The organism is Sulfurospirillum sp. 1612 (assembly GCF_036556685.1).
In the GTDB taxonomy this organism is placed as follows: domain Bacteria; phylum Campylobacterota; class Campylobacteria; order Campylobacterales; family Sulfurospirillaceae; genus JAADIZ01.
Genome location: NZ_CP140614.1, coordinates 1100689 through 1126857, shown reverse-complemented (window position 1 = coordinate 1126857; position 26169 = coordinate 1100689). Strand labels below are relative to the sequence as shown.

Sequence of the window (26169 nt, the reverse complement as noted above, 5' to 3'; positions counted from 1 at the left end):
TCATAATGTATAAAAAATATTATAAAATTTTGATTAATTTATAAAAATAATCTCAATAATTATAAAATTAACAAATTAATGCAACTTTTTAACATTTCTTTTATGTTGGCTAAACGTTTCTGAGAAAGAATGCACTCCTTTATTGTTTTTTACAAAATATAAATATTTTGTCTTTTTGGGAAATATAGCGGCGGCAATGGCATCCATACTGACGCTACATACAGGGTCATCAGGTAACCCTCTCCATCTATAAGTATTATACTTTGTTTTATCTTCCTTAATTCTTTGAGGTGTGATTTTTTTGTGAGAAAAAAGGCCGTATTTTAAAGCGCCATCCATCTGTAACTTCATCCCTTTGCGCAGACGGTTATAAATCACCGAAGAGACGATTGGCATCTCGGTTTTATTGGCGGACTCTTTTTGGATGATTGAGGCGACAATGAGGTATTTGTACCACTTCTTTTTATTATATTCACCGAAGATTTTGTAAGCATTCTTTTTTTGTATGATCTCACTTTCATGCACCAGATAATAAATCAAATGTTTTTCACTGATACCCATAGGAATATTGTAAGTATCAGGCACTAAAAGTCCCTCTTTATAGGGAGATACTTGGTTGTAGATTGACAATAATTTCTCAAAAGAGAGATTAAACTCTTGTGCGCATCGCTGCAAAAATACAATCGTCGTCTCACCAGGAATTAAGGTCAACGTCTTCATTGCTGCTTTTGCATGAGAGAGCTTATAAAAAAAATCTCCCCGTGTCAAAACATTTTCTCCGACGTTAATCCACCCAGATTGCGGTTGTCCAATCAAATATAAAAGATATTTATCAACATTTTTGGAAATAGCGAAATTATTTTCTTGTAAGTATGTTATAATTTGGGTCACAGAACCCTTGGGCACATAGACGACTTTGCTTGAAGTCATGAGAGCAGAAATATGGAATATAAGAGATAAAATGATAATTAAAATCACATCACATATCATGAGAAAACTTTGGATAACTATTTTGTTTATCATACTCTCTCTCGTCATCTTAATCTTATCTTTAATGCATGGCATCACAATCAATTCTATCACGTTGCCAAAACTAAGGATTAATGAATTATATATAAAATTAGATAAAAAGTTAATTGTCGAATCAAATCAAATCAAGATACTAAGAGATTCAAAAGCTAAAAACTCAGCTTATGAGATTTATAAATTAGCAAAATATGGTAAATACTTAAACCAATTTTTCCAAGAAATCTCACTCAAAAACGTGCAATACAATGATGAAGTCATCAATCTTCTGTACAAAGATAATGTTTTTTATCTCAACAGTAACTACCTAACCATCGATGCCAAACTGCAAGATGTCTCTAAGGGAAAAATCAATATTGATGTCAAACAGATGATTTTAAAAGATTATGATATTGAACTCGTCGGAAAAACCATCTTGGATTTGAAAAAAAACATCTATGATTATTCTGGGAAATTTGACATATTAAATATCGATGGACATTTGAATTTTAAAATCGAAAAAGACAAAGTCTATTATCAAGCAAGTAGTGAGCATTTTGCCTCATTAGAGCCTATCATGAAGTATATTGAAGCACGGGTCAAGCTCGAGCCAATCGTGAGTGCTTGGATTTACAAAAAAATAGTAGCTAAAGATTATAAACTCAACAATATCCAAGGGATGTTTAATCTCCTCAGCGGTGATTTTTTCCCAAAACTGATGCAAGCCAATGCCACTCTCAAAGAGGCAACCATTCAATTTCATCCCGATGTCACACCCGCATTAGCTAAAAAAATCGATATCACACTTCAAGACAATAAGCTGATTTTTCATCTTGATGATCCAACCTTTAAAGGTAAAAAAATCACGATTAACAACATCTATATCTATAATCTGCTCACCACAAGCAATGGTATCGTCGTTGATATTACGTCCAATTCACTATTAGATTCTACGATACATTCAATACTCAAAGCCTTTAATATCAATATTCCTATCACACAATCTAGTGGCATCAATCACTCCAACCTCTATCTTGATATCAAGTTTTTGCCCTACTCTATTGATGCTAAGGGTGATTTTACGGTAAAAGATTCAATATTAAATATCAAAGGTGTGAATTTTTTTACAAAATATGCAACCATAAGATTGGATAATAATAAGATATTTATCGACCATAGCAATCTCGCTTATAAAAATATTTTTGATCTCAATACCACGGGAATCTTCAAAACGGACACCCAACAATATCATGGTCTTGTTAGTATCAATGCGCTTGATATTGGGCTTAAAGATAACAAATTATTACAAATCAAAAACCTACAAGATGAGCCTATAAAACTGACGCTCAAACCCAATAGCAGCCTGTTTGAGCTAAAAAATCTAGATACTAATCTCTCATTTACAGCGAACAATAATAAAATTTCCATCCAAGATTTATCAAAATACCAAAAATTCTCTCCCATGATGCAAGATTATAATATGAGTGCAGGAGCGCTTTATGTCACGACAAAAGCATTCCAAAATTTTGATGCACACTTGCAATTGCGCGATTTTCAGACCCCTTTTTACGTTCATGATAAAAAAATAAAAGATTTAAATATCACCATTAAGACCAACGCCAATGCCATCACCGCGCTTAGTCATAATAAGAAAATTCAACTCTCTTATGATGACAAACTTATCGTGAATCTTAAAGATTTAGATATTCAAATTGCCAATACTTCCTCAAAATCAACAAAAAAAGTAGCCAATCATGACACCATTATCAATGGCCATCATGTCAATTTCAAAATCAAAGATTTAAATGCGACCATTTTAAGTGATCATTTTACATTCAAGCGCATGAAAAAGGATACTAGCTTCATCAGTGTTTATAAAAACTCGCAAATTGGTTATGAAGATAAAGGGGGACGATTTTATCTGGAAGCGACAAAATTAAATGATGTGTTTGTCAATACTGCTTTACACAGTAATATGGTCAAAGATGGGACGTTTAAAATCACGGCAAACGGCGATAATTTTGATATTTTTGATGGTAATGTAGAGATGAACAATACCACCTTAAAAGATTCGGCATTGTTTAATAATCTCATGGCAATCATCAATACCATTCCCTCTTTGGTCTTATTTAAGAATCCTAATTTTAATGAAAATGGCTATTTCATCAAAAATGGTACCATCCAATTTAAAAGAATTAATCAAATTCTCTCTTTTCAAAACATCAATCTACATGGATATAATACCGATATAGTTGGAAAGGGATATATCAATCTTGATGAAAACAGTATTCACCTTGACTTACAAGTCAAAACACTCAAAGATGTGAGCGATGCAATCAAAAAAATTCCAGTTTTGGGCTATATTATCCTCGGAGATGACAAAAGTATCTCTACGAATATCAGTATCACAGGTGACTTAAAAAATCCAAAAATAAAAACTCAGCTGTTAAAAGACTCTGTGATGACTCCGATTGATATCTTAAAAAGGACGATAGAATCGCCCCTTAAACTGTTTCAATAGCCCTACCAAGGATAATGAGGTCTTTTTGTGTATCGTCAAATTCAGCCACACTAGGGAAACGACCCCACTCTCTGAAATTCATTTTTTTGAATAATTTCAATGAAGCAATATTATCGGCAAAAATATAGGCTAAAAGCGTTTTGATTCCATACTCTTTTGCTTTTGCCAGTGCTTCTTGTAAAAATTTTTGACCTAGTTTTTGTCCTCTAAAATTTCTCTCAATATAGATGTTAATACGCGCGCAATTTTGGTAAGCTTTACCCGCGTCAAAAGGTTGAAAATCAATCCAGGAGATGATTTTATCTCGATACTCTTTCACCAAAATCGGGCGCGTCTCTTTATCATGAGAGTGAAACCAATCGACGCGGCTCTCAACCGTCACGATTGCACTCTCTAGTGTCGTAATACCATCATTGATCGAATCATTGTAAATATTAATAATTTCGGGCAAATCCTCTATCTTTGCCACTCTAAATTGTTTAATCATGTATTATTTCCTTCGTGGAAATTATATCATAATTCAATTATTATTCCATTTCAACCCGCATCAAATACATATCATTGCCATCAACCACATCGAGATCTAGACTCTTACATCCTGGGCAGAAAAATTCATTTTTCTCCAGAGTGTAGTCTTTATTGCATGAATTACAATGCACCACCACATCTTGGATATTCATCACAAATTCTGCCCCATCGCAAATCGTTTTTTCTTTAAACGTCTCAAAAGCACTCTCCAAAAGATAGGGCTCGACGCCACTTAATTTCCCAATTTTCACTTCCACTTTCGTCACTTTGGTGGCATTTTCTTTTTTGGCATTTTCTTCACACATATCTAGCAGTGAAGTCACGATAGAATATTCATGCATTAACAGATCCTTGGTAAAAGTTCACCTTTAGGCGGTTCCAAATATCGGCTACTGCCCCATGGCGTATTAAGGATGACTTTGTCATCATATTTGTGTGACACGGTTCCAATAAATGAAGCTTTTGCTGTTTTCTCAAAGGTTCGTAATATTTGCAAGGTTTTCTCTTCTTCGCCGGCTTCAACACAGAGAACCATCGTACCTTCATTGGCAAATTCATAAGGCTCAAATCCCAACATTTCACAAACCCCTTTGACTTCATTGGCTACTGGGATTTTTTCTTCATTGACTTCAATACTGACGTGTGATGTTTCGCACCATTCATTGAGCACAGCACTCAAACCTCCACGTGTGGCATCTCGGAGTGATTTTATTTTGATGCCCTCTTTTATCAACGCCTCAATCATCGGCCACAATGTTGCACAGTCAGTTTTCAAATCAGAATCAAGTTGGATATCTTCGCGTTTGGCTAAAATACACGCGCCATGATTTCCCACTTCATTGGATACAATGACAGAATCACCTTCTACAAGATTGTGTGCTGAGATATTGTCAATCATCACTTCACCAATACCTGAAGTATTGATAAAAAGACCATCCACGCTACCTTTTGGCACGACTTTAGTATCACCTGCTACAATCTTCGCGCCACTGACTTTGAGCTCATCACTCATGCTTTTGACAATAGTCACCAAATCATCATAAGGGAATCCCTCTTCTATCATGAATGAACACGTGAGATAGAGTGGTTTTGCACCCATCATAGCGACGTCATTGACAGTTCCAGCGATGGCTAATTTACCGATATTTCCCCCATTAAAAAAGATAGGGCTGACGGTAAAAGAGTCAGTCGTAAACGCAATCTTTTTCGATTGCATCGTAAGGACGGCAGCATCTTCCATTTTGAGTAAAATCTCATTATCAAAATATTTAAAAAAAAGCTCTTTGATGAGCGTTTGGGTTTCTTCTCCGCCACCGCCTTGCGATAGCATTATCTTTTTTTGACTCATTTCATCCCTTTTCCGGTGAATTTTCCATATTTATAATAAGCCGCACAAGCCCCTTCGCTTGAGACCATACAAGATCCCATCGGGTTGCTCGGTACACACGCTTTTCCAAAAACTTTACAATCAAACGGCTTGGCATTTCCTTTGAGAATATCACCACAAATGCACAGTTTATGATCATCAATCTCACCTTTTGGCAAGATGGCATCAAAAGCAATTTCGGCATCCATATAGGCATATTCATCTTTGAGTTTTAGCGCACTATCCGCAATATCACCAATACCACGCCATCTAAAATGACTGCGTTTTTCCATATATTTGTTGATTAACTCTTGCGCTTTGACATTGCCCTCTTTAGAGACGGCTCTTTTGTATTGGTTTTCGACTTTATACTCTCCATTGTTAATCTGACGGATTATCATGAGGATGGCTTCCATCACATCAACTGGCTCAAATCCTGCGACGACGATTGGAGTTTTGTAGCGCGCCACCAAGGGTTCAAAAACGCCATATCCAGTAATCACACTCACATGTGATGGTCCCAAAAAGGCATTAATCCGTGAATCTCCGCTTGACATAATCGCATCAATAGGCTCAGGTACCGTGACATGATTAATATGAAAATAGAGATTTTTTAGGCCTGCTTTGAGTGTTTCATCAATCAGCACCGCCGTCATTGGCGTCGTAGTTTCAAAGCCGATTGCGAAAAAAACGACTTTCTTATCCGGATTATCTTTGGCAATTTTAAGCACGTCTAGTGGAGAATATAATGATCGGATATCTTTGCCCTCAGCACGCAATTTTTGCAATGACGTCTTACTCCCTGGCACACGAATCATATCACCAAGTGTCGCAAGAATCGTATCTGGCATTGAAGCGAGTGCAAGGGCATGGTCGATGCGCTCTTTTGGCATAATACAAACCGGACAACCTGGTCCGTGAATAAATTCTACCAAATCAGGCAGTATTTGAGGCAGACCAAACTTCATAATCGTATGGGTATGTCCCCCACAAACTTCCATGACATTGAGTTTGCTCTTGCACTCTTTTTCGATTAATGCAGCCAAGGCTTTGATATGTTCAGGATTTCTAAAGCCTTCTATCAAATCAAGTGGCATAATTGCAATCTCCCTCGCTTTGGTCTATCTCCTCATTTTTCATCTGCTCCACAATCTGCCCATAGAGGTCCAAACTCTCTTGAGCCTCTTCTTTGCTGATTTTATTCATAGCAAATCCAACATGAATGAGTACATAATCACCGATTTCAACTTTTTCATCGATTAAATCAAGCGTCACTTCTCTTTTGACGCCCATAGTATCAACGGTGGCCATATTATTTTCATCAATATGAGTTACTTTGCTTGGTATTGAAAGACACATCTATCTTACCTCTCTTTTGAATTTTATCCAATTGGCAACTTTTTCTAAGCTTTTTGGATCTTTTGTACTGATTTCTAAAATATCAACATTAGGTTTGAGTGTTCTTGCGACACTTTTTTCGTGTTCTAAGTCATATTCAAAATATGGCAAAAGGTCAGTTTTTGTAAAAAGAATCAAATCGGCTTTTCGGAACATTACCGGGTATTTTGCGATTTTATCTTCACCCTCAGGAACTGAGACAAGCACGATATTTAGATGACTTCCGACATCATAACTCGCAGGGCAAACAAGATTACCGACGTTTTCGATAAAACAGACATCTACTTTGTCCATATCTACATGATGGAGTGCTTTATGTACCATGAAAGCATCCAAGTGACACGCAGAACCAGTTTGTATTTGATGGGCATCGATTCCTTTTGAGGTTAACCTATCGGCATCTTTATTGGTTTCCAAATCACCCTCAACGACGCAAAATTTAAAATCTGCAATATCTGCCAAAGCTTCGAGCATTGTTGTCTTACCACTGCCCGGAGAGCTCATCAAGTTGATACACAAAACATTGTGCTCTTCAAAATGAGCACGGTTGTGATCGGCTTCATGATCGTTTTTATCCAAAATCTTTGTGATAACTTCTACTGTTTTTTTATCGTTAAGTTGCGGATTATCATGTAAATGCTCGTGGGCACTTTGATGTTCCTCGCTACTTCCGTGATGATGTTCGTGTTCGTGTGCGCTATCTGTGATAGAGCAACCGCAATCTTTACACATGTCCTTCTCCTTTAAAATGTAAATGGTATTTTGTATTATAAATATTTTTTTTAACTTTATGTTTGTGAATGAGATTGGCTTTTTGGAGCAAATCCAAATCCTCAAATAAAACCTCTATATCGCCATCATAAATCTTTTTATGCTCCTCACTAATCACAATGGCACGCTCACTCATCTCATAAGCATGACTGAGATCATGGGTAGCCAGTACGACGGTTTTTTGGATATCAATCATAAAATCGATAAACCACCCTGATGACCTAGGATCCATCGCAGCCGTTGGCTCATCTAAGAGCAAAAGCTGTGGTTCATACACCAAAATAGAAGCCAACATGACCTTTTGTTTTTCGCCACCACTTAGGCTAAGCGGTGATTTTTTGAGATGTTTTTCGATGCCCATCTCTTTTGAGATTTTGACAACGCGGTCTTCGATATTATCAAAATCAAACTCTTTGAGTGAAAAAGCAATCTCATCATAAACGGTAGGATTAAAAATCATACTCTCAGGATTTTGAAATAAAACTCCAACTTTTTTTCGAAAATCTTTCCCAACTTTTCTTTTTTTGATGGGCTCTTTTTCAAAAAAATACGTGCCACTATTGGCAAAATATAGTCCGGCCAATAATCGCAGCAACGTAGATTTTCCACTGCCATTACTACCCAAAAGTACGACTTTTTCACCAGTTTCAATTTTTAAATCAATCGTATCAAGTGCACATTTATCTTCATACTCAAATGAAATATGTTCTAAATCAATCAAAGAATCCCCTCGCTCTCATTGCTAGGACTCTCTCATGAGAATCATGCATTGATTTTTTGAGAAAAAAGCTAAAGACTACCGTGATAAAATCCCGCTTGCGCTCTTTGTAGTTTTTGATAAATCTGGCTTTATAAGACAATCTAAAATCTTCAAAAGTTTTGCGATACGAGTAGATTTGGGAGAGTGAAATACTCAAAAGATAGCTTAGCTCTTTTGAAAAAGAGAAAAAATTCACGATGCTGACATGAGAAAAAAACAAAAATACAAAAAAAGTCAAAGTATAAACTTTGAGATTGATATAAATCACATAATTCCAAGGACTAATCTCTTTGAAAAATGCCATCACAATATAGCCAAGGCTCACACCAATATTAAAGATCAGTATGGATTTTAAAACTTTTTTATTAATTTTGATACAATTTTTAAAAGCAACTGCATTGAAAATCAAAGCGCACGCCAATAGATACCATGGACTCTTGAGCCATAATATCACAAAAAACAGGGCAATGAAGCTAAGATTTAGAAACACGACGTTTTCCTATTTTAGACACGGCGTAGAAAATCGCAAATATCAACACGATACCAATCAATGCACTAAGATAATACCACAAGACTTCATTACCGCCTTTCATCGAATAATCTGGCAATAAGGGAGTCACCCCTTTGGCATCAGCCATCCCTTTTGGCAGGTATCCTAATATCTTAATGTAATAATCTGATTCCCATTCTCCCCATGCAGGGTTTTGGGTCAAAAGTCCTAGTGGCACCAAAAGTACCATCACCGCCAAAATCTTAAAAACATTAGATTTCATAAGTCACCTTCTTCTCTTTCTTTAACAATGCATACACAACTTGTGTAAAAATCCCCTCGGCAATTCCAAAAAGCAAGTGTCCCCCTACCATCATCGGTATGGTAACTTTCAAATCAAAAGGAAAATAAAGTGGCGTGCCATCGTGAGACCAAAAAAGAGGCTGGATACCCAAAATAAGTGCAACAAAAAAGGAAGCAAAAACTAAAGAAGTGTATCCAGCGATAAAAGGAGCAAACTTATATTTTTTAAGGAGTTCAAACAAATAATAGCCACTAAATGAAGCAATCAATCCCATACCTAGCGCATTGACAGCCAGTGCTGAAATGCCCCCGTCTCCAAATACGACTGCTTGAATCAACAAGACTAAAGACACCGCAATAAAAGAGACCCAAGGCCCAATCATGATGGCGATCAAAGTCGCCCCCACCGCGTGTCCGCTTGTACCCCCAGGAATGGGAATATTAAACATCATGATAACAAAGCTCAAAGCACTCAGAGCACCCAAGACAGGAATCGTCTCTTCGTTCATTTTCGCTTTTAATTTACGAAATGCATAAACCCACAATGGGATAGCAACCGCAAAAGAAACGACTACGGTTTCAGGAGAAAGATATCCATCAGCTATGTGCATGTTCAACCCTTTATGAATAATTGTTCATATTCTACAACTTTTACATAAAAGTATCATTAATTGAGATATTTCTTATATATTTTTGGCACAAAATATGGTATAATTTTGTATGAATTGTATTTATTGTCATCATCCAAAACTCTATACTTTAAAAACGGGACAATTAAAATGTAGTAAATGTGGTAAAAAATTCAGTCCTAAGAAAATTGAAAAAAACCACAAAATCATCAAAGCTTTCTGCGAAAATCTTAGCGCAAGAGAAGCGAGTATCACACTAGGTTTTAATTATCTCACGGTTAAAAATCGCTACGAACTCTTTAGGATGCTCATCGCCAATTTTGCACAAGAGGCTTATATCGACAAAGATGTATTGGAGTATGATGAATATCTCTATTTGGAAAAGAGTAAAAAAAAGGTAGAAGAAAATATTTTTGATTCACAAAACTTTTTGACTTTTCACTATGAAGACAAAATCTTCAATCTACCCATGCCCAGTTTGCACAAGTACAAAGATGACTTTCTCCAAGATGGCGCACAAAAATCCTATTTCAAAGAGCTCTCAAAGTTCATGATGTTCAATAAAATCGCCAAAATCCAAAACATCGATAATCTTATCACAAAATTTTGGGTCTTTTTTGAGGCATCCATTGTGCGCTATAAAGGTATCAGGGCTGAGAATTTTTTCTACTATCTCAAAGAAATCGAATTCAAATTCAACTACTCACAAGAAGAACAAGAAGCGATTTTACAACAACTCTACAATCAAGAAACTACTGACACGTAAAGCCATCAGGCATCTTGACTGAGAATTTGTACTCCATCGGCCTGTGAAAATTCATCCGTTTGATGGTCTCATCAATCAAAAATCGGTACAACGTCATATTATCGCAAGAAGTTTCAAACGTCGAGCTTTTTGCTACAAAAACTTTCTCTTGTGTTTGCGTATTATAAACGGTCATGATAAAGTAGTGTCCGTGGAGATATCGGATTTTTTGAGAGTAGCCGATGATGCCATAAGTTTGATTTGGTGTCGTTACACAACGGGTCACTTTCCCCTCTTTATAGCAATTCGTTCTCACTGTTCCGGTGCTGATCGGGCCATAATCTGCTGAGTTATATTTATAAGAGGTTGTTTTTTTGTAGACGCGTATCACCATCTTGTATTTCACGGGTGGAATATTTGCATCTGTGTAGGAATAAACCATGTCAAAACCACGTTTATTCAGGTGATATATCACATCATCCACATAATATTTAGAGGCAATATCATCTTTGTTAGTCGTGACCAAAATCGTATCATGAGGGTTAATGACCTCATTGGGATCAACTTTTTGACTATACGCACCTGAAAATGTCGTCGCACATCCACTAAAGAAAAGCGCCACGCTCAACCCCAATAAAATAAGGAATTTTTTTAAATGCATCATCAGACTCCTCTATGTTCGATTGACACCTACAAAACTTTATACAACTGCCCTATCGCGATAGCGCTGTCATTGATAGGTAATTTATGAGGAAAGTATAGCGTCTTTTTTGTTAACCTGCTCGAAATTTTTTCCAAAAGTGTGCGATTTTGAAAAACCCCACCACCGAGTACGATGTCTAAATCATACTGATTTGAGACTGTGAAAAAAACATCGACCAAAGCATTGATGAATTTGCTCGCGATGATTTTGGGGTCTTTGTCTTTTAGCATTTGCGCAAAGATATGCTTATAATAAATCACGCCATCATCGAGATAAAACTCATAAGCACCTTGAATCGTCTCATCATAAAGACTCTCTAAAATCAAACCACTCTCCCCATCATAGCTCACACGAGAGCAAACTCCGCTAAAAACAGCAACAGCATCAAAAATACGCCCTACTGAGCTGCATTTTGGAGCGTTGATTTTTTTCTCATGCATTTGACGCAGGAGTGAGATTTCTTGTGCATTAAAGAGGGTCGTAAAATCTTCAAATCCACTGAGCGATTCATCCTGGGCTACATCAAAAATCATAGAGAGTGCGACTCTTTTGATATCCTTGACACTTTTGTCACCACCTAAGAGACAAAATGGCTCAAAATGAGCTACTCGCTCATATCCACTGCGATCACAGCGCAAAAACTCTCCACCCCAAATCGTACCATTATCTCCATAACCCGTGCCATCCCATGCCACGCCTAAGACTTCATGATCAATTTGGTGTTCAAACATACACGCGAGTATGTGCGCATAGTGATGTTGGACTTGGTGCACTTCACAGTTTTGTTTTTTGGCCCATTGGGTGCTAAAGTAATTGGGGTGCATATCACAGATGATTTGAGTCGGCTCAAAATTGTAGAGTCTTTTGAACACTGCGATAGTACGCTCAAACGCTTCACAACTCTTGACACTCTCCAAATCGCCAATATATGGGCTGAAGATGACTTGATTGTTTAGATAAAGCGCGATGGCATTTTTCTGATGTGCTCCAAGGGCGAGTGTTTGGAGGGCGGAAGATTGGTATCTGAAACTTGTTGGTGTAAATCCTCTCGATGAGCGCATCATGAGCGGTTTATCGCCAATCATCTGCAAGACACTATCATCGCTTGAATTGATAATGTCACGGTTGTAATCAAGATAATAATCAATCACCTCGCCCAAAGAATCCACAAGATCCTCTGCACACGTCACGATGGGCTCACCCGATCGGTTGGCACTAGTGGCAATCAAAGGAGAATCTAGCCTATCGAGAAGGAGTACATGTAAAGGGGTATAAGGTAAAAATACACCCAAACGATCGATATTTGGTGCGACTTTTGGGCTGAGTCTTTGGGTGCGTTTTTTCACCAAAACGATGGGGCGCTGTTGCGAAGTGATGGCTTGGCGCTCCGCTTTGCTAATCTCACACGCCTTCTCAATCTCCTCGATGGTGCGAAACATCACCGCAAAAGGTTTGCTCGGACGACTTTTGCGCTGGCGCAGTTTCAAAACCGTAGCATCTTGCGTCGCATCACAGATGAGATGAAATCCCCCCATGCCTTTCATGGCGACGATATGCCCCTTTTTGATCAATGTGGTGAGTTGATTGAGGGCATCATGATTTTTGGCCAACAGATTACCGTGCATATCTTTTAAAAAAAGTTCCGGCCCACAATCAGGACAGCTAATCGGCTGGGCATGGTATCTGCGGTTCATCGGGTCTTTGTATTCATGCTCGCACACCGGACACATTGTAAAGGTACTCATGGAGGTATTTTTCCGATCATAAGGTACGGTTTTGATGATGGAGTATCTCGGGCCACAATTGGTGCAATTGATAAAGAAATAATCATATCTGAAATTGTTTTTATCTCGAAGTTCACGGAGACAATCATCGCAAATCGACATATCAGGAGAGATCAAAGTTTGCTTGCGTGCTTGTTCATCGCTCGCTCGAATTTCAAAGCTTTGGTACGCTTTTAGCGCTTGCTCCTCTTTTGTGATGCGGTCAATTCGCGCTAAAGGTGGCAGTTTTGCCGATAGGTCACTGGTAAACTTTTCTAAAGCCTCAGGCGTTCCCTCGACTTCGACCTCAACGCCTAAAGAGTTGTTGAGGACATAACCCAAAAGCTCATGCGCATGCGCCAACTGATACACAAATGGCCTAAAGCCAACACCCTGTACAATACCTTCGATTTTGTATTTATAGTTTTTTTTCATCATCTTCGTTCTTGAATTAATTTTTCTTTTTCGTCATCATATCTATAATTTATTATTTTTTTGCTGATAATGAGATAGATTACCTCTTCGATAACTTCAAAAGGTGCAATAAACCACTCTCTTGGTGTATATCGCTTGCCATCATCTCCAAAAATATCAATATTGAGGCAAACTTTTCCAAAAAATCTATGAATGAGTTGTTCAAATTTTTGAGTATTCATATTGTAGGTTTCATAAATGCTTTTGATTTTGGCAGGAGCCATGAGATACGTTGGTTCATGTTGTGCATTTTTGATTCTTTGGTCGACAGGAATGGTCGAGTAACCTATCTTGTATAAATCTTTTATAGAGGCTATACGATCATCTTGGCTTAATGACTCTAGTATATAAATATATCCACTTTTTTGATCTTTATCTGAAATTTGCGATAATTTATCTAAAACTCTATCATCTTGCAAACTTACAAAATAGCCATCTTCATACAATCCTTTGGCAAATGACCTGAAAAGCATATTGGACTCAGTACCATTTTCAAAGATGATTTTTGTTCTTCCATCTAGTTTATTAAATCGATCTTTTTTAGTTTTCTTTATTTTCTCCAAATAAGCTAAGACCCCTTTTAAAACAAAGAAATTTCCCTCCTCAAAAAATCTCTCATTAAATTTTACTAATTTTTTAGTTCCTTTCTTGAGATCATCTTGAACCTCTTGAAATAGAGATTTATATTTTTCAAAATCTTTACATGGCTTTCTCTGGGCAATATAATCAGCTTCTTCCCTCTTTTTGGGTATATGCTTTAGGGTATATATATCATCACTATTTACATCATCAAGCAATCCAAAAGCATCATCATTTAAAATATCATCTATAGAGTTTATCTTTACCTCTTGTAAAATATTATATTTATCATAAGGTTTAAGCACTTCTATCTTTTGAGGATTTTGTCGTATTCCATTGAGTCTTGAAAAAAGATTGCGTTCACTCATAGTTGATGATTTTTTAGGTTCGCATCCATGTTTTTCTATAAAAGCATTGATCTCTTCAAAACTAGTAATCAATCTATCATCTTCAGTTAAAGCTTTTGTACGTGGTTTTAGCTCGCCTAAAAGACCAAGTGGATCAGCTTCTAAAATCTCATCAAGCGAAAACTCGGGTAACTTATCCATTGGCTCTTTCCCGTCTTAGTTTGTTTAGATATATCAGTGCTTCGGCCATCCTTTTTTCTGTAAAGTCGTTGCTATTTATATTTGGCATTCTTCCATGTTCATTTTGAAACGCTGGGATTTTTTTGTATAAAATCACCGCTTCTTCTTGTGTCATCTCTATTCTAGTGGCTTCGATGCTCTCTTGTATGAGTTTGAGGACATGAGCAGTAACAGATTTAGATAAAATCTCAAAAGCTCTTTGGAATGGATTTATCCGATCAATCAAGTCAATATAAAGTTCATCGATATTTACAAATTTATCCGACATTTTGATAAACTTCTTATCGCCGTTTTCTATGATATGCCCATTTTTTACAACACTGTCTATGACAACATGCTGACGCAATTCTTCTACTTCATGATCATCCAAATCGGGATATTTGACTTTGATGATTTTGGGAATTAAAACTTTATTGATAACCTCAGCATCTAGATTTCCGGGGATTGCTTTTATCATGATGTCATCTTGCAAAATAGTCGCTTTTAAATCATTTAGGTCTGATTCGATGATATCTTTGACTCGCTCGCTTGTCGGCAGTTTAAAACCTCTTATTTTGAGTTCGCCTTTTTTGTTTGGTTCATCATCGTTTTCAAATCGCGGTTTAAATTTAAAGTTGGGTGCTAAAACCTGCTCCATCAAAAGTGATGCGGTGATTGCTTTGAGCATATTATTGACAGATACTTGCACCTCATTATTATCAGCATCTGGTTGTGCTATGAGATTTGTAAACTGTGCATGAGTTTTGTTCTTGCTATCCCTTGTGGCCCGTCCTATAATCTGGATGATTTCTGTCAATGAAGATCGATATCCGACTGTCAAAGCATGTTCACAGTATGGCCAGTCAAACCCTTCTTTCGCTTTTCCTAATGCTATGATCAAATCCATATCATCGACTTTTGTGTTTTTACTTAAATATGCGTCTATCTTTGCTCTTGATTTTGCATCATCTTCTACCAAATCAGCCACTTTGATAAGTTTCCCGTCACTATGCCTTTTGACAATAATAACTCCATCTTCTGTTGTTTGAACAACATCACCAATAATATCTAGGATAGTATCTACCTCTTTATATTTATCTTTTGTAGATTCTCCAGAGTTGACATTCGGTATGTGAAGGATCGTCTTTTTATCAGTATCAAGTATATCACCTATAGCACTTGTGTATTTCCCTTGATAAAAGTGATACCCTATGCCAAGAGATTTTAAATGTTCATAACCATTTAACTGTTCATAATAATTATATGTCACTTTTGCAAATTTAGCTTCATCTTCAGGGAGTAAAACTGGAACACTATCACCTCGAAAATACGATCCTGTCATCGCCACTATATGAGCCGTAGAGTTTTCCATAACGGATCTGATTAACTCTCCTAGCTGATTTTCGCCATCGGCTGACACATGATGGAACTCATCAATCGCAAGTAAACAGTTATCAAACTTGGACTCGTCAAGCTCCTTAAAAGCAAAACGCAGAGTGGCATGAGTACAGATAAGGATTTTCTCATCACTTGTCATAAACTTTTTAAATGCAGCAACTTTGCTCTTTTCTCCGTCGGGAGTGCAAAGATTATACCGTGGGTTTGGTTGCCATGAGGCAAAAAAACCGTTGGATTTTAAATCGGTTGTGTCAAAGGATCCACCGATGGAGCGTTCGGGTACCGCAACTATAACTTTCGAGATTCCTTGATTGTGAAGTTTGTCAAGTGCTATAAACATCAACGCACGTGACTTTCCAGAAGCAGGAGGTGCTTTGAGGAGTAGATATTGTTCATCTCTAGCCTCATAAGCCTTTGCTTGCATCTGTCGCATACCATAGTTGTTTGTTGTTTTACTTTCACCTGTGTGTGAGTAGTTTACTTCTATTATGTTTGTCATTATCCCTCTTTTTTTAGAATCTCTTCCAAGTTTAACTATAAAAATTCTTAGTAAAATTTAGAGTCTTAACTTTGACTATAAATATTCTTAGTAAAATTTAGAGTCTTAACTTTGACTATAAATATTTAAATATCTATTGAATACAAAAAGCTTATTTCGTTCGTATCCTGTAATCTCTTTCAATATCCCTTTTCCCTCAAACTCTTTAACCAAAGAGTTTGCCGTAGGTTTACTTACATTTAATGGTTTTATAATATCGTTAATCGATATTATAGGCTTTTGATACAAAAACTCTATAAGTTTACTTGCATTATGTGCTTTTTTACCAAATCCTACTATTATGGTATCCATCTCTTGTTTCAAACTCAAAATATTTTGAAAAGTTCTTACTCCACTATTAGCAGTAGATATAACAGCTTCAAGAAAAAACTTTATCCAATGAATCAAATCATTATCTGTTCGTACTCTTGTCAATGCTTCATAATAAACTGATTTATTTTTTTCTATAAAATCAGATAAGTATAAAGATGGTTTTTTAAGTAATCCATTACTTACTAAATAAAGCGTTATCAAAAGCCTTCCGATTCTTCCATTACCATCTAAGAATGGGTGAATGGTTTCAAACTGATAGTGGGCAATAGCAATTTTAATAAGATGTGGTACAAATATCTCTTCATTATGTAGAAACATCTCTAAATCACTCATAAGCTCGCCCACCTCATTATGATGTGGAGGGATAAAATAAGCTGTACTTAAACTCGCTCCACCTATCCAGTTTTGAGATTTTCTAAACTCCCCTGGTTGTTTTGCTTCACCTCTTACACTATTTAGCAGTATTGCATGAATATTTTTGATAAGGCGATTTGAGATAGGCAGCGTTTCAAGCTCTTTTATTGCGCTGTTCATGGCATCAATATAGTTTCGCACTTCTTGCCAATCATCTCTTTTTTCTGGATCTATTTGATTTTTCGCGATAAGTACTTCATCCATCTCTGTTTTTGTACCCTCAATCTTACTTGAAGTGTTTGCTTCTTTGGTGATGTGCATCTGTATGAAAATATCTACATTTGGAACTATCATAGTAAAAGCATTTAGCTCACCTAATGCTCTTGTAGCATTTTCCAACATAGTATTGATTTGTGGATCATCCCAAGTAAATGTATGGTTTATCTTTTCAGGCATAAAACTTTTATATTGATACTCTTGTCTAAGTGTTCCTGATTTAAAATCTTTTATGTTCATTCTTGCTCCTTTTTCACTTACTCAACCATCTTTTAATAATATACTCCGCATTGCCTCTTTTAGGCTGGTAGTTTCCATAAACCTTATCTCTAAATACTCTCAAAGCATCGTCTGTCACATCTATAAGGTTGTGTTCTAACATATACATAAGTGAGATAGAAGGACTTCGAGATTCCCCTAAGCTACAATGCACAAAGATTGTTTCATCATTATCCAAATGCCGTTTCATAAAGCTCAAGGCGGCATCTATCATTTTGTCATTTACATAGATAGGATCTTCCCCATCAAACATATTTAGATAAATAGCATCCTCTTCCTCTTTATAAAGATAATAAGGGTTATCTTTATTGCAACCTCTACCTGTCCACCCGACTTGAGACTGATGTGTCACAAAACCATTTGCACGATTGAGTGCACACACGATTTTCATATTTTGACTAATCGCTATGTGGTATTCTTCTTTTGTGCCTACATAGATGTTTAGGTTGGCTATTTTTTGCATGATTTACTTCCAATTCTTAGTTAACTTAATAGTATCACTTTTAGGTTCATGCCCGTCATTGATTTTTCCAATATCTACCATAACAGGAACTTGTGCAGCAAGTCCTGCAAATATGCAACTTCCAGTTGGTAAAATTGGCAAGGCTTCAAAAGAGACTTTGTCAAGATATGAGATAGTTTTTTCTACCGCTTCAATATCTTTATTATTTATAAGTCTATGTAAAAAATAATTATGTAATTGTGAGATAATAGTGCTAGAAATATCTGATGGTCTTTGACTAGCAATTGTCAAAAATACACCAAATTTTCTACCCTCTTTTATGATCTCTTCAAAAGTTTCTAGCCTATAATCTTTCCAAGTTTCACTTTCCCTATTTGAATTGTGAGATAAAACATTATGTGCTTCATCAACAATGATATTTAGATAGCTTGATTTATTTTGTAATTGTTTTTGTTGATCATATATTTGTTTACAAATTAGAAGTGGCAATATTTTTTTCATTTCAGTATTTACATTTTTTAAAGAAATCACATTGATATTTTTTGTACTAGTTGTATTGTCAATTTTTAAAACTTTATCAATATCTTCTATTTTTTTAAGTCTTTTAAGAAGTGGGGATATATGTTCAGAATTCAAATCATACTTTACTAATTCATCATAGTATTGAAAAATAATTTGTAATCTAATTTTCTCAAAATCACTCAAATTAATAAATTGTGTATTTGAAAACATTTGAAATAATTCTGGATAAAATGATTGTTTATCTTCATAAATTTTACCACTTGTTGTATAAACAAAAAAATTATCATTTCCATTCCCATGCCAATGTAGTTTCTGTTGAAAATAAGTAATAATATCATTTAGATTACTAAGTTTCTTATTTATTGCTTTTTCTATATCTCTTAAAAAAGATAAAATATCACCTTTTTCAATATGCTTTTCGATCATTAATTTTATTAAATCTTTAATAGCATCAACTATCGTTTCTTTACTATTAAATTTGTTTGCATAAAAGTCATTTTCAATAGCTCTTTTTAAAAAAGGAGTTTGTGTTTTTTCCGTAGCAGATAAAAAAATTGACCAAAAATTGATATCATAAATCTCTTTTTCAAGTACTGGAAATTTATTACCTTCTCCATTTCTTGTTGATAAATTATATACATTCTTATATTTTATATCTACAATTACTGAATCTTCTTTAGACTTTTTGCTATCCAAATACTCTCCATTAAAATCAAATAAATAAAATTTAGCTTGCTTCAAAAATTTTTGATTTTGTATATATTTATCAAAAAAAACATTATAAAGCTTTGCCAATGTATATGATTTACCACTTCCTGTGTTTCCAAAAATACCAATATGACTAGCAAATAGACTATTTACACCTATTTGAATTTTTTGACCTTTTTCAAGTGATAAAACACCAATTTCAAGTGGTTCATCATCTTTTTCTATAAAATCATGGACTTGTTCAAACTCTTGGTTATCAAGTAAAAAACATTCATTAAATACTAAAGGTAGCTCTTTTATTCCTCTTTTGAATCTTTCCCCATCAAAAAAACCCAACATACTTACAATAAGATTTCTATTTATTTTATTTGCTTCAGCTGTATACTCTTTTGGACTATAGTTTTTATCCTCTTCAACAAATTCACCTTCGACTTTTCCAATTATTTTAGTGTAACCTTTGATAATTTTTACATAACTTCCAACAGAAGTATTTTTAAGTAGTTCACCTTTATACATAATATGTGAGCTATTTTTAGTTTTATCAACTTTGATTTTTACTTTTCTACCATCGACTGATAGCACTTCACCAATTTTAAAAATTGAATCATCTAAAACTTGTTGATTATTCATTTCCAAAGCCTTCAAGTGTAGCTTTAAATATTTTTTTAGTCATAGGTTTTGAAATCTTTTCTAGTATTTTTTTGAAAACCCTTTCATTAATTTGATCAAATGTATATTGAAATTCATCCTTGTATTTATCTTCTTCTTTAATTCTATTAGGCGATATTATTTTTATATTATTATTTTTTATTTTATCTTTATAAAGTCCTAGTATACAGTTCAAGCGTCTTCGAGATTTTTTATCAAATGCAAAAATATAAATCATCAAAGTAGGGTTTGAATCAGCAACTCTTATCGTTAAATCTCTTATATGTTCATCAGCAAAAGAAAAGCCCATTACAAAAAGTAAAGTATTTTCTTTTTCAAGCTCATTTGCATAAATTCTAAGAAGATCATAATACTTTTGATCTAACACAGTTTGTTGAAATTTTCCTTTTGTAGGGTTTACAATAGCAAGTTGATTGTATTCTTCTAAGAACCTACTAAAATTGCTTTCATGAATTCTTTTAGGCAATTTTGCTTTTAAACTAGTTAGGTTATCTTTTGATGTATCAACATCTATCAAAGATCTTCTTTTTACTTTTTGTACTTTTTGAATTCCCTGTAATGAACTATCAAAATATATATTTTTATCTTCACTTTTCCAAGTTAAAGAGCCATGTATTTTTAAAATATTAAATATTGGTATTTCTGAACTATTATCAAAATGGAGGCTTTTTTGAAAGATGGATTTTTTAAAATTACTCAAATCATATTTTGGCTTAAAACCTTTTCCAAAACCATCATTACTCTCTAATCCAATTTGTTCAATAGCACGCTCAAGAAAAATATCTATATTTGTAGTAAAAATATTCACTTGTTTACTTAAGAGTTTATTCCTTCTAGATAAGATCAATTGATTTATAGTCTTAAAAAAGTTTATATAACTCTCTAGTGTCCATTGTATTGATAAAATTTCTTCAGGTTCTAAATGTGAATAATCTAAAATATTTAAATTTTTTTCAATTACGCCTTCAAAATATTTATTTAAGATTGATGCCCTTATTAACTCCCTTTGATTTTCATTTTCAATAGTTTCATCATTATTTAAATCTGTAAGTAGTTGCTCAATATTTCCCAATATTTCAAGATAACCTGCTGACATGCCAGAACCAAATAAAAAATTTATATTGCTATCTTGTATTCTATCTATCAACCTATACTCATCTATAAAATCACTCATTTTTCTTTCTCCTTCGCGGTCATCTCTTTATACATTTTAAAAAGGTATTCTAGTCTTTCTTCATCATTTTCAAATGGTTTGGTTCGGTAGCATTTTTCTATGGCTAGGTCTAGGGCGTGGTGGGCTTGTTTTAGTCCTTGTGGCATTTTGTTTGGATCGTAAAGCTCGGCTAGGGTTTTTTCTGAGTGTTGTTCTCTTTCATCTAGTACACCATATACTAGTTCTGTTATCTCTTCTTTTTGTTTTTCAGATATATTTGGAAATGGGAAAGTGTTGTAACAAAGTACAGATGAATATCTAATACGTGTTTCTAAACTTCCACCAACTGCTTTTACCCAAATATTATGCATATAAGATGAAATAAAACCAAAAATCCAAGGTTCTGCATCGTAAATAGCCTGTGCTGAATTTGGAATAATATACTCCTTATCTAAAAAACCCATTGGAATATATTTCCTTCTTTCAGATGAGACTATAGGTACAATTATAGAGGACTTTTTAGCTTCTTTAATATCACGGAATTGATGTGGTCTAGTTGCAAGTTTTTGCAATGCTTCATCTTTACTTGATAACCTATTTTGTTTAACACTTTCAATTCTCTTTTGTATATTTTGAATTTTCAAAGCCTCATCTAAATCTGCATTACTAATCCATAAACAATACCGTTCTTTATTTTGTATAAATTCTGCAGAACCACTTAATTTTCTTATAAATTTACTTGCATTTTTATTTTCTAATAAAATAGCATTTTTTTCACTTGGAGATAATAATAGTTCATTACAGCCACCAGTATAATTACCATAGGACATTTTGGGAATATTTAACAAAGGTTTATTTCTTCTATTTATAAAAACTTTAGGAGCTGCTATCAAATAACCATTTATTTCTTTAACACTTTTTATCAAATTATTTGTATATAACTTTTTTAATTCTGTATTTATATTTGCAATACCAATAATTACAACTGTTACTCCAGCATTATTTTTTGCATTATTCTGCCATTTAAAAGAATGATATGCAAAATTAATTTCTAGTTCTTTATCAAAAATATTTGACCAAAGTAATGCTACTTGGTCTCCTTGTGTTACTGAGTTTGTAGAAACAAAAGCATATTTAGAGTTAATTCCTTTTATATAATTAGCACCTTTATAAAACCAACAAGCAATATAATCTAAATTCTTATAATTTTTAATACCTTTAAATACAAAAGCCATATCTTCTTTATGCTCTTTTTCTTGATTTCTAGTACCCAAATAAGGCGGATTCCCAAGTATATAGATCTCATCACCATCTACTTTTGGGCAAACCTCTTCCCAGTCTATTCTAGTGGCATTTCCATGGACTATATTTCCACCATCGTGCAGTGGCAGGGCTGGACTTGTTCTGCCAAAGGCTTTGTAAAACTCTAGGTTCATTTGATGTTCTGCAAGCCAAAGGGAGAGCATTGCGACTTCATGGGCGAAGTCATCTAGCTCTATGCCGTAAAACTGTGTTAGTTTTATCTCACTAAATACAAAAGTCAGCTCCTTACTCAACTCATCCATACGTTTTAGTATGCTCATCTCAAGTTCACGCAGCTTTTTGTAAGCTATGATGAGAAAGTTCCCACTTCCACAAGCTGGATCAAATATCTTGATCATGCTTAGTCTTTTCAGTAGTTTTTGTAGTTTTGTTTTACTATCAAAGCTTTTTTCTAACTCTTTGTAGAATTCATCTAAAAAAAGTGGCTCGATCACTTTCATGATATTTGGCACGCTTGTGTAGTGCATCCCCATGCCACCACGATGTTCAGGTGTGACCACCGCTTGGATCATACTACCAAATATATCTGGATTTATCTGCGACCATTGGAGCTGGCCTATCTCTATCATGAGAGCACGAGAGCGCGTCGTGAAGATGGGCAGCTTCAGTGATCTGGCAAAAAGTCCACCATTTACATAGGGAAATTTATTCAGATACGCTGGTGTACTTGGGTCTCTTTTTTTCTCTGGGGTATTAAACATGCCAAAAAGTCTCTGAAGATAGCTATCAAGGTCACCTCCATCGAGCTGTGTATGAGAGGAGAGAGATGCAGTAAAAAGATTATCCTCGAAGATATTCGTATCTTCTGCAAAATAGCAAAACAAAAGACGCGTCAAAAATACATTGAGTGCATGGATATCTTCTTCTGTTTCAAAATGATTGTTTTTTTGGAGTTCCTCATAAAGACGTGCCATCTTGATGGAGGCTTTGACATCAGCAGGATTTTCATCTTGATAGGTAGCCTTTTCCATGCCGGCAAGTGGGAGAAAAAAATCATAATGATTGGGGATATTTAGCAACTCTATATCGAGGGTATCCTCTGTTTTTGTATCATAAGCAAGAAGTGTTTCATAATCAGTTACGATGATAAACCGGGGATGATGTTTTATGACTTCTTTAGATGTTTTGATTTCATCTATCGTGGCATGCAAAGATGCCTCTTTGACTTTAAAAAATAGTTTTTTTCGCACCATTAACTCACCACGTGAGACTAGATTATCATGATCACTTCCTCGAAGGCGTTTGATGGTTGATTTTGGGGTCTCATAAGCCAAAAGTAGATCAAAGATAAAGCGCTCTTGAGTAAAGTGTGAGATGAGCGTATTTAAGTTGTTTTCAATTGCCATAATACTCATGTAAATTTTGCCTTAGAATTTCTATTAGTTCATTCTATCAAAAGTAAAATTAAAACCATAAAACATTGCTAAGATCACAGCATCAATCATGCAAAAGTGGGCAATTGGGTAAAATCTTGTGGTTGCGTTAGTGTTTTGTTCGGATTTTTTTGAGTTGTTCGATGCCTTTGAGGTCTGCTTCATCCCATTGATAATAGGTGTCAAAAATCCGATCAAAGATATCTGTGGTCATCCCATGATTTTTTCTCGGTTTTTTGTGATGTACAAAATGAAACTGTTGAAGATAGCGATAATATGGGAGCGTAAACTCTCTTCGGTGCATGAGGTGATGCGTCAAACCATAATTAAAATATCCCATCGCCAGACCGCCGATTAGAGCAAATGCATCACGCTGTGGCATAATAGGAGAGAGCAATTCAACCGCGAGGAATCCCATCAACGCTGAAGCAAAAAACGGCAAGGCATCATAACCAAAAGGATTTTGATGGTGATGTGCATGTCCTTCTATGAAAATCTTCAAAAAATGATTTTTGTGAAAAAGCCATGCATGCACCGCGTATTCCACAAACGAAAAGCTCACTACTCCGACAATAAAAAGAGCGCAACTTGCCCAAATATCATCTGACGTACGAAAACTGAAGATCAAAAATACTAAGCCAGTCATACCATCTGCTATGAGACTGAGATAGTAATTCCACTTGCTAGCAGTCATCTTCAAAATCAAATTTTTCATGACATTTCCTTATCTCGGTTTCAATATGCTGATTATATCCCAAAATTTATAACAAAGATTCTCACTTATTTTGAAACGTTACAAAATAGGATTTTACCATCGCTATAATAAGGCTGTTCCTCGTCACGTTCATCATCATCAATGATTTTTGGGATAGTACACCGTGTTTGAATATAATGGCATTGTACATTTAAATCTTTTCGACTTATCAAATAACGATACAAGAAATCTCTGCTTCTATCGATATCTTTGTCTACATGATGAATAGGCGAGTAAAAGTAATTGTAAAAATTAAAACCAAAGCCATCATCATAAGTAATCGATGCATAATAGAGATAATCAGCTGCTTTTTGATACTTCCAAATCCTAATATGCTCTCTTTTCTCGATGGAATCTGAATGAAACTGATACGCCGCATCTTGCGCAACTCCATCAAAATATAGAGAACTAATCGGTGGAATTTTATTTTTCAATAATTTAATATACTCTATAAATGAGATATTATTGATATCAAATATCTTATTTTGATCCCACTCTTGGTTAAAAATCTCAGAAAGTCTCAGAGGACTTTGTAAAATCACATTAATCGGCTGGATGATATTGGTCTTGTCGATTTTATAATATAGCTGCAAAGAGCGGCACTGATTCAAATCCACAGAGATGTGTACTGAGTGCTTCACAGGATGAATTTCATGATCCATATCCGTAAAAAATATCAAAAACAAAAACAATAGATAGATGAGTAGCAATATCGCACTACTGAAAAAAAAGTTTTTTGCGATGTAGCGAATGGCTTGTCTTTTGTTTTGTGCAAGGAGCTCTTTGATTTGGTGTAGCATCTTCTTCTTTTTGAGATAATAGTACAAAACACCCACACAACAGAGCAAAAATAATATTATCATGATATAAGTCGATACCACCTTCAACACTACATCGACATGCTTTCCAAAAAAATACCCGATGATAATAAACTGACCGATTCCAATGATGACACCGGGGATATTGTAGATCAAAAATTTGCGATATGGCAATTTGTAGATACCCGCAACAAAAGGCGTAATCCAAGAAATCGGCCCCAACAATCGGGCAAAAAACAGACTCACCGCCCCTCTTCTTTGGAAAAACTTCACCCCTTTGTTGTAGTTTTGCTCATTAATAAAGCGCTTAAAAAGTCGGATTTTTTTGAGCTTTTTATAAATCCGCAGTCCGTATCGCACTCCTAGAAAATAGCTGAGACTATCTCCAAGTATTCCTCCTAGATACAAAACGATGATGACTTCCCAGATATTTAAAATACCCATACCCGCCATCATGCTCCCAGCTAGAAAAAAGACTTCACCATAGATAAAAAATGAAAAACCAATGACAGTTTCCAACATAGAGCCTAAAAATAGAATCCCATAAGCAAGTGTCTTATAGGCAATCAAAAATTTGATAAAGTGGTCTAAGAAAGAGAAATCCATC

General features: G+C 35.1%; 24 protein-coding genes. 2 read left to right on the top strand and 22 right to left on the bottom strand.

The annotated features are described in order from the left end of the window. Positions 1–75: 75 nt before the first annotated feature. Positions 76–1071 (bottom strand): endolytic transglycosylase MltG, encoded by a 996-nt coding sequence (gene mltG / locus SFB89_RS05565; RefSeq protein WP_443082184.1) that lies wholly within the window; start codon positions 1069–1071, stop codon positions 76–78. On the opposite strand from mltG, the gene SFB89_RS05560 reads away from it, so the two are divergent. Next, positions 962–3526 carry a YhdP family protein gene (locus SFB89_RS05560; RefSeq protein ID WP_331775960.1) on the top strand — a complete coding sequence of 855 codons (2565 nt, stop codon included), beginning with the start codon at positions 962–964 and terminating at the stop codon, positions 3524–3526. The genes mltG and SFB89_RS05560 overlap by 110 nt on opposite strands. On the opposite strand, the gene SFB89_RS05555 is transcribed toward SFB89_RS05560, so the two are convergent. From SFB89_RS05555 to cbiM, 10 genes are read right to left on the bottom strand one after another with little or no spacing between them, the layout of a single operon-like run. Next, positions 3510–4013, bottom strand: a complete 504-nt coding sequence (locus SFB89_RS05555) for a GNAT family N-acetyltransferase (RefSeq protein WP_331775959.1) — start codon at positions 4011–4013, stop codon at positions 3510–3512. The genes SFB89_RS05560 and SFB89_RS05555 overlap by 17 nt on opposite strands. Before the next feature lie 40 nt (positions 4014–4053). Beyond that, the gene (gene hypA, locus SFB89_RS05550; RefSeq protein WP_331775958.1) at positions 4054–4395 is read right to left on the bottom strand and encodes a hydrogenase/urease nickel incorporation protein HypA; all 342 of its coding nucleotides are present in this window, start codon (positions 4393–4395) and stop codon (positions 4054–4056) included. After that, positions 4395–5402 carry a hydrogenase expression/formation protein HypE gene (gene hypE, locus SFB89_RS05545; RefSeq protein ID WP_331775957.1) on the bottom strand — a complete coding sequence of 336 codons (1008 nt, stop codon included), beginning with the start codon at positions 5400–5402 and terminating at the stop codon, positions 4395–4397. The genes hypA and hypE overlap by 1 nt, the downstream gene beginning before the upstream one ends. Further along, on the bottom strand, positions 5399–6517 hold the full coding sequence (gene hypD, locus SFB89_RS05540) for a hydrogenase formation protein HypD (RefSeq protein WP_331775956.1): 1119 nt from the start codon (positions 6515–6517) through the stop codon (positions 5399–5401). Before hypD ends, hypE begins: the two co-directional genes overlap by 4 nt. Beyond that, positions 6507–6779, bottom strand: a complete 273-nt coding sequence (locus SFB89_RS05535) for a HypC/HybG/HupF family hydrogenase formation chaperone (RefSeq protein WP_331775955.1) — start codon at positions 6777–6779, stop codon at positions 6507–6509. The genes hypD and SFB89_RS05535 overlap by 11 nt, the downstream gene beginning before the upstream one ends. Continuing rightward, complete coding sequence (hypB, locus tag SFB89_RS05530; RefSeq protein WP_331775954.1) at positions 6780–7550, bottom strand: hydrogenase nickel incorporation protein HypB; 771 nt, start codon at positions 7548–7550, stop codon at positions 6780–6782. Beyond that, the gene (locus tag SFB89_RS05525; protein ID WP_331775953.1) at positions 7543–8310 is read right to left on the bottom strand and encodes an energy-coupling factor ABC transporter ATP-binding protein; all 768 of its coding nucleotides are present in this window, start codon (positions 8308–8310) and stop codon (positions 7543–7545) included. Before SFB89_RS05525 ends, hypB begins: the two co-directional genes overlap by 8 nt. Continuing rightward, positions 8303–8839 carry a hypothetical protein gene (locus SFB89_RS05520; RefSeq protein ID WP_331775952.1) on the bottom strand — a complete coding sequence of 179 codons (537 nt, stop codon included), beginning with the start codon at positions 8837–8839 and terminating at the stop codon, positions 8303–8305. Before SFB89_RS05520 ends, SFB89_RS05525 begins: the two co-directional genes overlap by 8 nt. Beyond that, entirely contained in the window at positions 8823–9122 is a 300-nt protein-coding gene (locus tag SFB89_RS05515) for a PDGLE domain-containing protein (protein WP_331775951.1), read from the bottom strand. Before SFB89_RS05515 ends, SFB89_RS05520 begins: the two co-directional genes overlap by 17 nt. Next, on the bottom strand, positions 9112–9753 hold the full coding sequence (cbiM, locus tag SFB89_RS05510) for a cobalt transporter CbiM (protein WP_331775950.1): 642 nt from the start codon (positions 9751–9753) through the stop codon (positions 9112–9114). Before cbiM ends, SFB89_RS05515 begins: the two co-directional genes overlap by 11 nt. A 109-nt stretch (positions 9754–9862) precedes the next feature. Here cbiM and SFB89_RS05505 point away from each other — a divergent pair, with 109 nt between their 5' ends. After that, positions 9863–10537 (top strand): transposase, encoded by a 675-nt coding sequence (locus tag SFB89_RS05505; protein ID WP_331775949.1) that lies wholly within the window; start codon positions 9863–9865, stop codon positions 10535–10537. Here SFB89_RS05505 and SFB89_RS05500 read toward each other — a convergent pair. From SFB89_RS05500 to SFB89_RS05450, 11 genes are all read right to left on the bottom strand, one after another. Continuing rightward, positions 10524–11180, bottom strand: a complete 657-nt coding sequence (locus tag SFB89_RS05500; protein WP_331775948.1) for a hypothetical protein — start codon at positions 11178–11180, stop codon at positions 10524–10526. The two genes, SFB89_RS05505 and SFB89_RS05500, sit on opposite strands and share 14 nt — an antisense overlap. 26 nt (positions 11181–11206) lie before the next feature. Next, the gene (gene hypF / locus SFB89_RS05495; protein WP_331775947.1) at positions 11207–13420 is read right to left on the bottom strand and encodes a carbamoyltransferase HypF; all 2214 of its coding nucleotides are present in this window, start codon (positions 13418–13420) and stop codon (positions 11207–11209) included. After that, complete coding sequence (locus SFB89_RS05490; RefSeq protein WP_331775946.1) at positions 13417–14583, bottom strand: GIY-YIG nuclease family protein; 1167 nt, start codon at positions 14581–14583, stop codon at positions 13417–13419. Before SFB89_RS05490 ends, hypF begins: the two co-directional genes overlap by 4 nt. Continuing rightward, complete coding sequence (locus SFB89_RS05485; RefSeq protein ID WP_331775945.1) at positions 14576–16498, bottom strand: DEAD/DEAH box helicase; 1923 nt, start codon at positions 16496–16498, stop codon at positions 14576–14578. Before SFB89_RS05485 ends, SFB89_RS05490 begins: the two co-directional genes overlap by 8 nt. A 105-nt stretch (positions 16499–16603) precedes the next feature. Then, the gene (locus SFB89_RS05480) at positions 16604–17740 is read right to left on the bottom strand and encodes a Fic family protein (protein ID WP_331775944.1); all 1137 of its coding nucleotides are present in this window, start codon (positions 17738–17740) and stop codon (positions 16604–16606) included. 13 nt (positions 17741–17753) lie between these two features. After that, on the bottom strand, positions 17754–18242 hold the full coding sequence (locus tag SFB89_RS05475) for a dual specificity protein phosphatase family protein (protein WP_331775943.1): 489 nt from the start codon (positions 18240–18242) through the stop codon (positions 17754–17756). Between the two features lie 3 nt (positions 18243–18245). After that, complete coding sequence (locus SFB89_RS05470; RefSeq protein WP_331775942.1) at positions 18246–20102, bottom strand: ATP-binding protein; 1857 nt, start codon at positions 20100–20102, stop codon at positions 18246–18248. Continuing rightward, positions 20095–21315: an SIR2 family protein gene (locus tag SFB89_RS05465; protein WP_331775941.1), complete on the bottom strand. Its 1221-nt coding sequence runs from the start codon at positions 21313–21315 to the stop codon at positions 20095–20097. The genes SFB89_RS05470 and SFB89_RS05465 overlap by 8 nt, the downstream gene beginning before the upstream one ends. After that, positions 21312–23972: a class I SAM-dependent DNA methyltransferase gene (locus tag SFB89_RS05460; protein ID WP_331775940.1), complete on the bottom strand. Its 2661-nt coding sequence runs from the start codon at positions 23970–23972 to the stop codon at positions 21312–21314. The genes SFB89_RS05465 and SFB89_RS05460 overlap by 4 nt, the downstream gene beginning before the upstream one ends. A 127-nt stretch (positions 23973–24099) precedes the next feature. Beyond that, on the bottom strand, positions 24100–24705 hold the full coding sequence (locus SFB89_RS05455) for a sterol desaturase family protein (RefSeq protein WP_331775939.1): 606 nt from the start codon (positions 24703–24705) through the stop codon (positions 24100–24102). A 65-nt stretch (positions 24706–24770) separates the two neighbouring features. Continuing rightward, positions 24771–26168, bottom strand: a complete 1398-nt coding sequence (locus SFB89_RS05450) for an LssY C-terminal domain-containing protein (RefSeq protein ID WP_331775938.1) — start codon at positions 26166–26168, stop codon at positions 24771–24773. Position 26169: the final 1 nt, after the last annotated feature.